The organism is Bradyrhizobium sp. LeoA1Lang (genome assembly GCF_055413685.1).
Genome location: NZ_JBVAPG010000046.1, coordinates 26,451 through 38,554, shown reverse-complemented (window position 1 = coordinate 38,554; position 12,104 = coordinate 26,451). Strand labels below are relative to the sequence as shown.

10 protein-coding genes are annotated in these 12,104 nt (G+C 63.3%); 6 read left to right on the top strand and 4 right to left on the bottom strand.

Going from position 1 to position 12,104, the window contains the following annotated elements; all coding sequences use genetic code 11:
- Positions 1–7: 7 nt before the first annotated feature.
- Positions 8–1,513 carry a CYTH and CHAD domain-containing protein gene (locus ACZYOF_RS17540; RefSeq protein ID WP_463716545.1) on the bottom strand — a complete coding sequence of 502 codons (1,506 nt, stop codon included), beginning with the start codon at positions 1,511–1,513 and terminating at the stop codon, positions 8–10.
- A 387-nt stretch (positions 1,514–1,900) separates the two neighbouring features.
- On the opposite strand from ACZYOF_RS17540, the gene ACZYOF_RS17535 reads away from it, so the two are divergent.
- Positions 1,901–2,884, top strand: coding sequence for a zinc-dependent alcohol dehydrogenase family protein (locus ACZYOF_RS17535; protein ID WP_463716544.1), 984 nt, complete (start codon positions 1,901–1,903; stop codon positions 2,882–2,884).
- On the top strand, positions 2,881–4,422 hold the full coding sequence (locus ACZYOF_RS17530) for a bifunctional aminoglycoside phosphotransferase/ATP-binding protein (protein WP_463716543.1): 1,542 nt from the start codon (positions 2,881–2,883) through the stop codon (positions 4,420–4,422). The genes ACZYOF_RS17535 and ACZYOF_RS17530 overlap by 4 nt, the downstream gene beginning before the upstream one ends.
- 106 nt (positions 4,423–4,528) lie before the next feature.
- On the opposite strand, the gene ACZYOF_RS17525 is transcribed toward ACZYOF_RS17530, so the two are convergent.
- The 3 genes from ACZYOF_RS17525 to phbB form a co-directional block, all read right to left on the bottom strand.
- Positions 4,529–6,352 (bottom strand): PHA/PHB synthase family protein, encoded by a 1,824-nt coding sequence (locus ACZYOF_RS17525; protein ID WP_463716542.1) that lies wholly within the window; start codon positions 6,350–6,352, stop codon positions 4,529–4,531.
- 275 nt (positions 6,353–6,627) lie between these two features.
- On the bottom strand, positions 6,628–7,020 hold the full coding sequence (locus ACZYOF_RS17520) for a hypothetical protein (protein ID WP_463716541.1): 393 nt from the start codon (positions 7,018–7,020) through the stop codon (positions 6,628–6,630).
- A gap of 47 nt (positions 7,021–7,067) precedes the next feature.
- Entirely contained in the window at positions 7,068–7,796 is a 729-nt protein-coding gene (gene phbB / locus ACZYOF_RS17515) for an acetoacetyl-CoA reductase (RefSeq protein ID WP_463716540.1), read from the bottom strand.
- Between the two features lie 168 nt (positions 7,797–7,964).
- Between phbB and ACZYOF_RS17510 the strand changes: the two genes are divergently transcribed.
- The 4 genes from ACZYOF_RS17510 to ACZYOF_RS17495 all read left to right on the top strand — a co-directional run bounded on the left by ACZYOF_RS17510 (position 7,965) and on the right by ACZYOF_RS17495 (position 12,039).
- Complete coding sequence (locus tag ACZYOF_RS17510; protein ID WP_463716539.1) at positions 7,965–8,801, top strand: universal stress protein; 837 nt, start codon at positions 7,965–7,967, stop codon at positions 8,799–8,801.
- A 79-nt stretch (positions 8,802–8,880) separates the two neighbouring features.
- A complete protein-coding gene (locus ACZYOF_RS17505) occupies positions 8,881–9,603 on the top strand; it encodes a CBS domain-containing protein (protein WP_463716538.1) in 723 nt (240 codons plus the stop codon).
- A gap of 296 nt (positions 9,604–9,899) precedes the next feature.
- Positions 9,900–10,598 (top strand): hypothetical protein, encoded by a 699-nt coding sequence (locus ACZYOF_RS17500; RefSeq protein WP_463716537.1) that lies wholly within the window; start codon positions 9,900–9,902, stop codon positions 10,596–10,598.
- Positions 10,599–10,983: 385 nt separating this feature from the next.
- Positions 10,984–12,039 (top strand): helix-turn-helix domain-containing protein, encoded by a 1,056-nt coding sequence (locus ACZYOF_RS17495; RefSeq protein WP_463716536.1) that lies wholly within the window; start codon positions 10,984–10,986, stop codon positions 12,037–12,039.
- Positions 12,040–12,104 lie beyond the last annotated feature (65 nt).

The window sequence follows — 12,104 nt, the reverse complement described above, 5'->3', positions numbered from 1 at the left end:
CGCGAATTCACACCACTTGTAGCTGTCGCGCCTCCTTGAGGGCGGACTTGATCAGCGGCCTGATCGCCTTGTCCTCGCGGCCAACCACCACGCCGGCCGCAAGCGCACGCGCCCGCCTGTTCTCGCGCGGCGCCTGCAGCGCCGCCGCCATGGCCATCTTCCGATGCGCAACAAAGTCGTTCAACGCGCCGAGCGCATCCTGGATCTTCTTGAGATGGCTGGACAGGCGCTTGAGCCGCTTTCGGTCGCGCTTGGCCGGAAAAAGCGCCTCAAAGAAGTCAACCGCATACCTGATCTTCTTGATCCTGATCCGGAGCTTGTGCCGCGCGCGCGGCGACAGCCGATCAAGATGCTGGCCTTGCTTGCGCGCCTTCCTGGTACGGCGGTGCAAAACGTCGGTCGCGAATTTTTCGATCGGGACGTCATCGTGCGCGTTTGGCGAGTTCGGCTTCGACTCGATCCACTCCAGCGTGTCGACCAGCAGCCTGCGGAACCGTTCCGAGCTCACCACCCTCTTCGCTCGCGCAAGGGCATTGGCGCGCTTCTCGCCGAACTCCTCCTTGATGGCCTTGCCGCCACGGCTCAGCGCGCGGTCATGCGTGACCGGCTCGACCTGCTCCTTGATGAACACGTCGATTTCGCGCGCAGGCGCGAGCTCAGCCGTGAGCCACTTCAGCTCGCGCTTAAGGGCCCCCGTCCTGGCACGAGGCAGCACCTTGGAGAACAGCGAGATCGCCGCGCGCAGCCGCCGGAGTCCTACCCGCATCTGGTGAACGCCTTCCGCATCAAGATTGCGGACGGTATCCGCGTTTCCAGAGAAATGACGAACCGTCGCGCGCGCGATGACGTGGAACGCCTCGCCCGCTGTCATATCGGCTTCCAACTCGATCGGCTCGGCGAAAACGACCGGTTCCTCGCTACCGCGCATGAGGCCATAGCCGCGGTCCGATTTTGACCGCAAGTCGAGCTCGGCTCCCGACCGTTGCTCGATCGCTCTGGCAACGCGGAACAGATCGGCCAGCCGCCCGCGTTTCAGCTCAAGTTCGAGTTCCTCGACAGGGCTCGCTCGGTGACCCGCGACGATCCTTCCCCGATCGATGGCGAGTTCGATCTCGCTTCTCCTGGTCCGGAGCGGAACGGTGGTGCGATGAATCGCCGTCTTGAACACGGGCTTCAGCTTGCGTTGCAGCTTCCTCGAGGCGAGCGGCTCGAGCGGAGTGTTGTCGGCCTCACGAAGGTCCGGCGTGCCGTTCTTGATCTCGGCTTCCCATTCGCCTCGGCCAAACTGCGCGCCATTCGCCGACTTGATCGTCTGGATGTTCGTACTGCCGTTTTGCCGCACGCGAAGCGTCAGGCCGTGGCGCTTCAGCTTGTGTTTCCCGGTATCGAAATAGGTCGAGAGCAGATCGCTCTCCGACCGTTCACCCATTTTTCCGCCGGGAATGCGCCAGCCGGCGAGAGATTTGAGGTTGCGCGCGGCGACGCGAAATTTCAGTTCCGTCTCGACAGCCATGCTTGCTCCGTATCGCTCTTCGGCCCGCCCGCAAACGTATAACGCGCGAGAACGGCGAAGAGTGCCGCGCTGCCGATCATAGTTTCACACCGAGAAGGTCGAACCCGCGCTACGGCATCCCTTCTGTCATTCCGGGGCGCGCAACGCGCGAACTATGATGTGCAAGCGCACATCAGAGAATCCATCTTGCGACATATGCAAGCGGTGAAATGGATTCCGGGTTCGATGCTGCGCATCGCCCCGGAATGACCAAGATGCTTGTCTACGGCCTGTCGAAGGACGGGCGTTGAGCGAAATCAAGTGAGACCCAGAGCATGCGCGGCAGACTGGAACCAACGCAAAAAAAAGACCGCAAGTTTCCCCTGTGGCCTCAGAGAGGTGTTGCTGATGTACGCCATGGTTCTTCAGGCACCTAACACGCCGCTCGTGCGCGAGCAGCGCCCCGATCCGTCGCCCGGACCGAGCGAGGTGCGCATCAAGGTCTCCGCCTGCGGCGTCTGCCGCACCGACCTGCATGTCGTCGACGGCGAATTGCCCGACATCCGCTATCCAATCGTTCCCGGTCACGAGGTCGTCGGCCGCGTCGATGTGCTTGGCGAGGCTGTCGACGGCCTTGCGCCCGGCATGCGCGTCGGCGTGCCCTGGCTCGGCTTCACCTGCGGCACCTGCCCCTATTGCCGCGAAGGCAAGGAGAACCTCTGCGACCATCCACGCTTCACCGGCTACACGCGCGATGGCGGGTTTGCGAGCCACCTGATCGCCGATGCGCGCTATTGCTTTCCGCTCGGCGAGGACGGCGACGATGTCGCGCTGGCGCCGCTGCTCTGCGCCGGCTTGATCGGCTGGCGCTCGCTGGTGATGGCCGGCGACGGCAAGCGCCTCGGCATCTATGGCTTCGGTGCTGCCGGCCACATCATCGCGCAGGTCGCGCGCTGGCAAGGCCGCGAGATCTACGCCTTCACGCGCGACGGCGACATAGAGGCGCAACAACTCGCCCTGTCGCTTGGCGCCGACTGGGCGGGCGCCTCCGGCGACAAGCCGCCGGCCGAGCTCGACGCCGCCATCATCTATGCGCCGATTGGTCCTTTGGTGCCGCAGGCCTTGCGCGCTTTGCGCAAAGGCGGCCGCGTGGTCTGCGCCGGCATCCACATGTCGGATATTCCGTCCTTTCCTTATGATATTCTCTGGGAGGAGCGGCAGATCGTCTCGGTCGCCAATCTGACACGCCAGGACGGCAGGGATTTTCTCAAAGTGGCGCGCGAGGCCGGCATCGAGACGACGACGACCACCTTTTCGCTGGATCAGGCTAATGAGGCGCTGACGCGCTTGCGCAGCGGCAATCTGGTCGGCGCGGCGGTGTTGCAGCCATGACGCCACCGCCCCCGCATCAAGGCGCGACCGACCAGGACCGCGTGCTGGATTTTCTTGGCAAGCCGTCCGGCGCGCAGGATACCCGGCGGGTCGACACGCACGGCTCGATCGTGTTCCTGAAGCCCGACCGCGTCTACAAGGTCAAGCGCGCGGTGAGGCTGCCCTATCTCGATTACTCCTCGCTCGACAAGCGCAAGCACGCCTGCGAGGAGGAGATCGCCGTCAACCGGCGCTTCGCGCCAGGTATCTATCGCGGCGTCGTGCCGATCACGGAAGGCGAAGCTGGCCCTGAAATCGGCGGCAAGGGAGAAGTCATCGAGTGGGCGGTCGAGATGGCGCGGTTCGACGAGAACAGGACGTTCGACCATCTGGCGGTTCGAGGCGAGATCACGCCGAAGCTCGCCGAACCGCTGGCCGAGGCGATCGCGGCGTCCCACGATAGCGCGCCGGTTTCAGATGGCGAGACCTGGCTCGCGTCGCTTCCCGGCCTCATCGAGCGCAACACGATCGCGTTTCGCGGCCATCCCGCGCTTGCCGGCGCCGAGGTCGAGCGGCTGCATGTCCTGAGCTGCGAGCTACTCGCCAGGAACCGACCGCTTCTGAAGCAGCGCACCGCCGCCAGAATGGTGCGGCGATGCCATGGCGACGCGCATCTCGGCAATATCGTGCTGATCGACGGCAAGCCGCGCCTGTTCGATGCGATCGAATTCGACCCCGTCATCGCCACCACGGATGTGCTCTACGACCTCGCCTTTCCGCTGATGGACCTCTTGCATTTCGGCAACCGCGCTGCCGCGAACCGGCTGTTGAATTCCTATCTGCAGGCCACATGGCAGCAGAACGCCGGCGCGCTCGCCTTGCTGCCGCTGTTCCTGTCCATCCGCGCCGCGATCAGGGCGAATGTGCTCCTGACCAAGCATGCGCAGGGCGGCGGCGCCGCCGTGCTGTCGGACGCGCAGTCGTATTTCGAACTCGCACTCGAACTGATCGCGCCGGGAAAACCGTCGCTCATCGCAGTCGGCGGTCGCTCCGGCACCGGCAAGAGCGTGCTGGCACGCGCCATCGCCGGACTGGTCCAGCCCGCACCCGGCGCGGTGCTGTTGCGCTCGGATGTAATCCGCAAGGAGATCTTTGGCGTCGGTCCGCTGGTCAAACTGCCCGAGTCGGCTTACGCGCCCGGAACGTCCGAACGCGTCTACGACGCGATGCTGGACCGCGCGCGAGCTGTGCTGGCTCAGGGGCTTTCCGCAGTGGTCGACGCCGCGTTCCTGAAGCAAGACGAGCGAAACCAGCTTCGCCCGCTCGCGGCTTCCCTCGGCGTCGATTTCTTTGGGATATTCCTGGTTGCCGAGACTTCCGTCCGCCTCGCGCGCATCGGCGCGCGCCGGAACGATGCGTCGGACGCAACCCAAGACGTGGCGCTATTCCAGGACAGCATCGACACCGGTGCCATCGATTGGGAGACCGTGGATGCGTCGGGAACGCCAGAGGAGACGCTGGAGCGAAGCATCCCACATCTTCCGCAGGGTAGCCTGTAGCCCGGGTGAAGCGTCAGCGTAACCCGGGGCCGCTCGCAAACGCGGATGCAGACGTCCCGGGTTACGCGTTCCGCTCCACCCGGGCTACGGGCTACAGATCGCTAATCTAGTGCTGCAGCACGTAGCGGCCGGGCGCAGCCTCCAGCGCGGTGGCGTCCTCGTCCTTGCCGGCGCCGCCCATGGGTGGCGGGGAGACCGGTTCGCCGGAATGGGCATTCAGGAACGCGACCCATTCGTGCCACCAGGAGCCTTCGCGCTTTGGTGCGACCTTCAGCCATTCATCCGGCCCGATATAAGGCCCGTCCTTCAGCTTGGTCAGGACCTGATACGAGTGCCACGGCTCGTTGGGAGCCGCGACGATGCCGGCATTGTGTCCGCCGTTCGTGAGCACAAAGGTCGTGTCCGCATCCGCAAGGAAATGGATCTTGAAGGTCGACTTCCAGGGAGCGACGTGATCGCGAAGCGTGCCGACGACGAACATCGGCGCATGCAGATCGGACAGCGAGATCGGCTGGCCGTCGACGCGATAGCGCCCTTCGGCAAGATCGTTGTCGAGGAAGAGCTGGCGGAGATATTCGGAATGCATTCGATAGGGCATGCGGGTGGCATCCGCATTCCATGCCATGAGGTCGCTGAGCGGCTGCCGCTCTCCGATCAGGTAGTCGTGGATCATCCGCGACCAGATCAGGTCGTTGGAGCGCAGCATCTGAAAGGCGCCCGCCATCTGGTTGGTCTCGAGCACGCCGCGCTGCCACATCATGTCCTCCAGGAACGCGATCTGGCTTTCATTGATGAAGAGCGTGAGCTCGCCGGCCTCGGTGAAATCGGTCTGTGCGGCAAGCAGCGTCACGGTGCGCAGGCAGTCCGGCTTCTCTTTGCTCAGCCGCGCCGCCGCAATCGACAGCAGCGTGCCGCCGAGGCAGTAGCCGGTGGCGTGAATCGGCTGGCCGGGGACGATCCGGTTGATGACCTCGATCGCGGCATCGACGCCAAGCCGGCGATAGTCTTCGAGACTGATGTCGCGGTCCTCGGGCGTCGGGTTGCGCCAGGATATCATGAAGACGGTAAAGCCGTTCTCGACCAGGAAACGCACCAGCGAATTGTGCGGCGACAAATCGAGGATGTAGTATTTCATGATCCAGGCCGGCACGATCAGGACCGGCTCAGGCCGGACTTGCGACGTGGTCGGCGAATACTGGATCAGCTCGATCAGTTCGTTGCGATAGATCACCTTGCCCTTGGTGACGGCGACGTTCTGGCCGACGGCGAACTCATGTTCCGGCCCGTGACCGGTCACCAGCGCCTTCCAATCCTCGAGCCAGTTGTGCAGGCCGCCGACGAAGTTGCCGCCGCCGGTCTCCATGATCTTGCGCAGCACCTCGGGATTGGTCAGCGCGAAATTCGTCGGCGCCAGCACGTCCAGCCACTGTCGGATCGCAAAATCCGCGATCGCCGCATCGTGCCGCGCCACGCCATGAACATCAGTGGTCGCGGATTGCCACCATCGCTCGGTCAACAGGAATGCCTGCGCCAGCATGTTGAAGACCGGCAATTCCCAATCCGGCTCGGAAAACCGCCGGTCGTTCGGCGCCGGCGCGATCATGCTCCAGGTGCGATAGACCGGATGCGGGCTCGCGAGTGTCTCGAAAAACTGCATCGCGTCACGGATCGCATCCCGTGTCAGCGTAAGCTGCTTGCCCGGCGAGATCGCCAAATGGAGCTGCCAGTCGAGCAGCGCCAGCGTAAGCGCAGCGGGAGACAACCCGCCGGTCCAGCGGGCAATCGTGGCGTGGGCCAGACGGTCGATCACGTCGAATGCCGATACCGGCTCGGACGGTGCTGGTACCGCGGGGACCGCCCCGCCGTCCTGCGACGACGGCTTGACCGGCTCGAATGTGACGACTTTGGAATCCATGGCCTGCGCTGTCATACCAATCTCCATTGGTTCCATTTACGCTAGCACCGCCACAGACCGTTTGAGCTGCATCAAACTGGTTTGCCACGGCCTCCCGCATGGATCAGGCGGTCCGAACCGCATGCAGCGAATTGCGTCCACGATGGACGCTGCGCTCCCTCTCCCGCTTGCGGGAGAGGGTTGGGGTGAGGGCCCTCTCCACGAGTCCCCCAGTAGAGAGAGCCCTCACCCGGCGCTGGCGCGCCGACCTCTCCCGCAAGCGGGAGAGGTGAAGTGAACGCGCTCCAGCTTTAAGCGAAGCCGAAAAATTCCTTGCCGCGGGCGATGATCTCCTTGTCGGTCGGGTGATCGCTCGCCTCGACGCGCAGGACGATGTTCGGGTGCGTGTCCTGCAGATGGTGCAGCAGCTCGGTCTTCTCGTTCCCCGGCCCCATGATCAGGACATTCGTGCAATTCTGCAACGCCTGGCCGATCGTCACCAAAAAGTTTGGATCGCTCTCGACCTTGCCCGCGCCGACGCTGTTGGCCTTGTGATGCAGATGGGACGAGGCAAGGTGGGCGGGCACCACGATGGTGTCGACGCCGGTCAATCCCATCCCGAAGATCTTGCCGGTGAGATGATCGATCCAGACGATGGCATGGGCATGCGTCGTGGTCGTCTTCGGCGTAGCGGTGCTGGACATTGCTTCTCCTTGCTCCAATTCAGCGGTCTTGGTGGATTCGATGGCGCTCAGCCGCCCATATATTGGCCGCCATTGATCGACAGCGTCGATCCGGTGATGTAGCCGGCCTCGTCGGCGGCGAGAAAGACGACGGCGCGCGCGATTTCCTCGGGCCGGCCGAGCCTGCCGACCGGAATCTGCGGCAGAATCACGTCCTTCATGACCTCCGGCGAGACCGCATCCAGCATCTCGGTATGGGTATAGCCTGGACAGATCGCGTTGACGGTGATGCCGACCTTCGCGCTCTCGAGCGCAAGTGCCCGCGTGAAGCCGAGCTCGCCGGCCTTCGCGGCCGAATAATTCGTTTGTCCGAACTGGCCCTTCTGGCCGTTGATCGACGCGATGTTGACGATGCGGCCGAACTTGCGCGACCGCATGCCCTCGATCACGGATCGGCACATGTTGAACAAGGCGTTGAGGTCGGTATTGATCACCGCATCCCATTGCGCCTTCGTCATCTTGTGCAGGCTGCTGTCGCTGATGATGCCGGCATTGTTCACGAGAATTTCGATCGGACCGAGCGCGGCTTCCACTTGCTTCACGCCGGCGCCGCAGGCGGCGAAATCGCCGACATCCCATTGAAACACCGGTATGGCTGTTTCAGCGTGAAACGCCTCGGCAGCCTTGGTGTTGCCGGCATAGGTCGCCGCGACGCGGTAACTTGCGGATTGAAGTGCCCGTGCGATCGCGGCGCCAATGCCCCGAACGCCGCCCGTAACCAATGCAACGCGTGCCATGTCGATCCTCCCTTGCCTCTGCGAGCTCTCCGTGAACCAATAAAGAAGGGAGGCCGAATGCCCTTTGATGTGGGTCAACAAGGGGAGGAAACTGCGCTGACATAGTGAGTTCGCCATTGATGCTAAGCGCCCCGCAGGCGGCTTTCGCCCGTCATCACGGAGAGATTCATGTACAGGAACATTCTGGTGCTGGTGCCCACGGAATTGTCGGCGCGTCCGGTCGCCGATGGCTCGATATCGCTCGCGGCCGCATGCAAGGCCGAGCTCGAGGCCCTGGCGATAGGCTACGAGGTAAGCAGCATACCGATGACGGCGGAAGGCGGCGCCGCGGTCGGCTCGATCTATGAGATCGAGCGACAGCGCGCGTTCGAGCGCGCTGACGGCGCGTTGCGCATGTTCGAGGCGCAGGCAAAGAATGCAGGCATCACCTACCGCTGTCGCGCCCTCAGCGCGCTTCCGGGCGAGGCGGTCGAGATCGTCGGCGCGGCCGCGAGGCTGCACGACCTGACGATCGTGTCGCAGCCCGAGGTCGATCGCGATACCTTCGACAACAACCTCGCCCAGGAAACCCTGTTCGAAGCCGGCGGTCCGGTGCTGTTCATGCCCTACACGTTCAAGGGCGCGTTCACGGCCAAGCGGATCGGCATCTGCTGGGATGGCAGCCGCGTTGCGGCACGCGCCCTGCACGACGCCATGCCGTTCCTGAAGGCGGCCGAGGCGCTGACGGTCATCACCGTCAACGAAGACGACAACGTGCCGAGCGAGGCGTCGCCGACCCATCTCGCGCGATACCTTGCGCATGTCGGCGTCCCGGTCCATCTGACCTCGCTCAGGATGGATGATGCCGAGATCCAGCCGGGCATCCTGTCGCTTGCGGCCGACGAGTCGCTCGATCTCCTGGTGATGGGCGGCTACGGGCATTCGCGCCTCAAGGAAACCGTGCTCGGCGGCGTCACGCGCGACATGCTGTGCTCGATGACCGTGCCGACGCTGATGTCGCACTAGATTCTTTGTTTTGACGCGTTTTCTTTACGCGAACCGGTATCCACTTCGCTCGAAAACGCTCCAGCTCCAGGAGACACGCATGCGCGCCCACCAGATCATGACCAGGGACGTCATCTCCATCAGCCCTCATGCATCCATCATGGATGCCGCCAACATCATGCTGCGCTGTCACCTGAGCGGCCTGCCGGTGATGGGCGAAGATGGTATGCTCAAGGGCATCGTCTCCGAGGGCGACTTCCTTCGCCGCGGCGAGATCGGCACCGGGCGCCGGCGCCCGGGCTGGCTGCAGTTCTTCGCCGGGCCCGGCCGCGCGGCGATCGATTTCGTGCATGAACGCGGGCGTCACGTCGAGGACGTCATGACACCGGATCCGATCACGGTGGACGAGCAGACTCCCTTGGACGAGCTCGTGCGCATCATGGAAAAGAAGGGTGTGAAGCGCCTGCCGGTGATGAGCGGCAAGATGCTCGTCGGCATCATCACCCGCGCCAGCATCCTTCAGGCGGTCGCGAGCCTCGCCGAGGAAATCCCCAACCCGACCGCTGACGACCAGCATATCCGCGATCGTATCCTGCGTCAGATCCAGGACACGGACTGGCGGCCCGCCGGCTTCCAGGTCACCGTGCGCAACGGTGTCGTTCATCTCCATGGCGTCATCTTCGACGACAGCACGCGCAAGGCGGCCATCGTGCTCGCCGAGAACACCGCCGGCGTTAAGGCGGTCCACGACCATCTCTGCTTCGTGGATGCTTATTCGGGCTACTACGTGGAGCCGCCGGAAGACGTCGGGGCGGCGAGGTGAACCGCCCCCTCCGGGAGCTCTGCCGATTCCGTGATTTCTAACTACGCCTCGTGAAGCGATCTTCCGAAAGCGGCCGATCTCTTTCGGAAATGCACGCAACGTGGGCGCATCAAGATTGATGCGTCGAGGATCGACGGCAAGCGCATATCGAAAAAGTACGACCGACATTCCGGATCGAACGAAAAGTTCTTGCGCATTCTGGCGAAGCCTTATCGGCTGGCGTATCCTTCGCGTAAGTATGGCGCGGCTTCAACGCAGCCGCCGCACGGAAATTCGTTCAAGATCGGACTATCGCCATGCTCAACGATGGGCGAGCATTTGACAGCGAGACGATAACGGCCGGCAGCCCGGGCATCTTGTCGGAGCGACCGCAAGCTATCGCGCGTGGATGGCGCTTTGCGCCGCGTTGGCATCAGCGCACAAGGCGCATCGTCACGGGAATAGCCGGGCTCGCTGCGGTGGGGACGGTATTGGGTGGCCTGACCGGCTATTGGACGACCTACAAGGCTCTCAATGACTGGATCAGCCGCAGAGAGGTGGTGATGCCGGCGCCGCGCCTCTCCATTGCCGTCCTGCCTTTCGAAAATCTCAGTGGCGATCCGGCGCAGAATTATTTCGGCGATGCGGTCGTCGAGAACCTGACGACCGACTTGTCGGTCAACATCCCCGCTCTTGTCGTCATCACCGGCGGCTCGGCACGGACAGACAGAAACCAGAGGATCGATCCCAAACGGATTGGTCAGGAGCTGAATGTCCGCTACCTGCTGCTCGGTTCGGTGCTTCGCTCCGCCGACCAGCTTCGCGTCAATGCGCGCCTGGTCGACGCCGAAAGCGGCGAGCAGTTGTGGGCGGATCGCTTCGACGGAAGCGCGGCCGATCTACTAAAGTTGCAGGATCAGGTCACATCCCGCATTTCCAGCTCGCTTCAATCCACCTTGCCGATCGCCTGGATGCGCAAGACACAGATGACGACGACCACGCTGCTGTCGATGTGACTTGACGCGGCGTCATCGCAGGAGAGGCCCGACAATCCCTACAATATGGTCGGATATTTTTTCTTCAGAAGAGAAGCAAACTTTCTGGCGGCTCATGCGTTGAGGCGGATAACCCGAAAGCTATACGAAGGTATACGCAGGGGCATACTAACGACATCCCTCACAGTTTTATTCTCGACCAACTCTTTCAGAACTAAAGCAAATTCGTCTCGACGCGCGGGCGACCGCGCTGCGGCCCTTTGCAATATCTAACACCCGCTAAGCATCTATAACGAGCATCATAGCGCGAAGGGCCTATGCTCTTCAGCATCGCAACTGTTGCATTCGCAAAGTTCCTCGGTCGCAGGCGATGAAGCAGGCCGACTGAAACTAGAAAGGATGAGCGATGCTTACGCAGGCTTTCAACGAGAGGCTGGGTCACCCTCACGTCAGCCTCCCGATCGGCTCGGAAACGCACCACGTTCATCCTGACACCGAAGGGCTCCGCCAGGAGCACAGGTGGCGCGACCTGAAACCGGATGATGCGGCTGCGATCGGGGAGATCGCAATTTCGCGCTGGGCGGGTTCGCAAGACGGTTCCCGATACGAGGAGGCGGCAACGCCGCCCGGTCGATATGTGGTGGCGATCGCCCTGAAGAGCACGCGCCTCACCCTGACACGGGGACGGCAGATCATCTTCGATGGGGTCATGCCGGCGGGCACCCTGCATGTCACGGCGCCTTCGACCCAGCTCGGTGCGCAGTTTCACGCCCCCTACGACTTCCTGCACTTCCATGTCTCCGCCGACTATCTTCGCGGGCACCGCGCCGCGGCGGAGGCCTGCTCGACCGGCGAAGATCTGGGCGACCTGATCCTGCTGCGGGACTCCTTTGCCGAGCAGCTCGGCAGGGCGCTGATCGAGCGCGGCAATGCCAGGGACCCGGCTTTCACCCGCTGCATTGGTCAAACGCTGGCCATGCATATCGCCAGGCTCGAGACGCCGCGAAGCAAGGTCAACGCGCTGCCGAAATGGCGGCTCAGGCGTGTCGAGGAGTATGTCAACGCAAACTACCATCGCAGCGTCAGCCTTGCCGATCTGGCCAAGGCCGCCGGCCTCTCCCGCATGCATTTTGCGGCCCAATTCCGGGCAGCGACAGGTTTCCGTCCGCGCGAATATCTGCTGCATCGGCGCGTCGACCGCGCGAAGTCGATCCTGTCCGACGGCCAGACGCCCCTCGCCGAGGTCGCATTGGCGGTAGGCTTCTGCACCCAGGCGCATTTCTCGACCGTCTTCAAGCGCATCACCGGGGAAACGCCGGCGCGCTGGCGCACCGCCAGCCGAAGCGCATCGCCCTCGCCGATCGACCAGAGCGTCCGGACAAAGATTCCCTTCCGCCGGCCACGGGCTGAAGTACGGCGCGCGGATCATCTCATTGCTGCGGGCGGTCACGCTTCGCTGTGAAAGCACCTGAGGCGGTGTCGCAAATTGCGACACCGGCCGCCCCATAGTCATTTGCAATCATTCGA

Bases quoted from the DNA above. Each gene is read 5' to 3' on its own strand.
- ACZYOF_RS17540 (WP_463716545.1), bottom strand. From the start codon at position 1,513: ATGGCTGTCGAGACGGAACTGAAATTTCGCGTCGCCGCGCGCAACCTC.
- ACZYOF_RS17535 (WP_463716544.1), top strand. From the start codon at position 1,901: ATGTACGCCATGGTTCTTCAGGCACCTAACACGCCGCTCGTGCGCGAG.
- ACZYOF_RS17530 (WP_463716543.1), top strand. From the start codon at position 2,881: ATGACGCCACCGCCCCCGCATCAAGGCGCGACCGACCAGGACCGCGTG.
- ACZYOF_RS17525 (WP_463716542.1), bottom strand. From the start codon at position 6,352: ATGACAGCGCAGGCCATGGATTCCAAAGTCGTCACATTCGAGCCGGTC.
- ACZYOF_RS17520 (WP_463716541.1), bottom strand. From the start codon at position 7,020: ATGTCCAGCACCGCTACGCCGAAGACGACCACGACGCATGCCCATGCC.
- phbB (WP_463716540.1), bottom strand. From the start codon at position 7,796: ATGGCACGCGTTGCATTGGTTACGGGCGGCGTTCGGGGCATTGGCGCC.
- ACZYOF_RS17510 (WP_463716539.1), top strand. From the start codon at position 7,965: ATGTACAGGAACATTCTGGTGCTGGTGCCCACGGAATTGTCGGCGCGT.
- ACZYOF_RS17505 (WP_463716538.1), top strand. From the start codon at position 8,881: ATGCGCGCCCACCAGATCATGACCAGGGACGTCATCTCCATCAGCCCT.
- ACZYOF_RS17500 (WP_463716537.1), top strand. From the start codon at position 9,900: ATGCTCAACGATGGGCGAGCATTTGACAGCGAGACGATAACGGCCGGC.
- ACZYOF_RS17495 (WP_463716536.1), top strand. From the start codon at position 10,984: ATGCTTACGCAGGCTTTCAACGAGAGGCTGGGTCACCCTCACGTCAGC.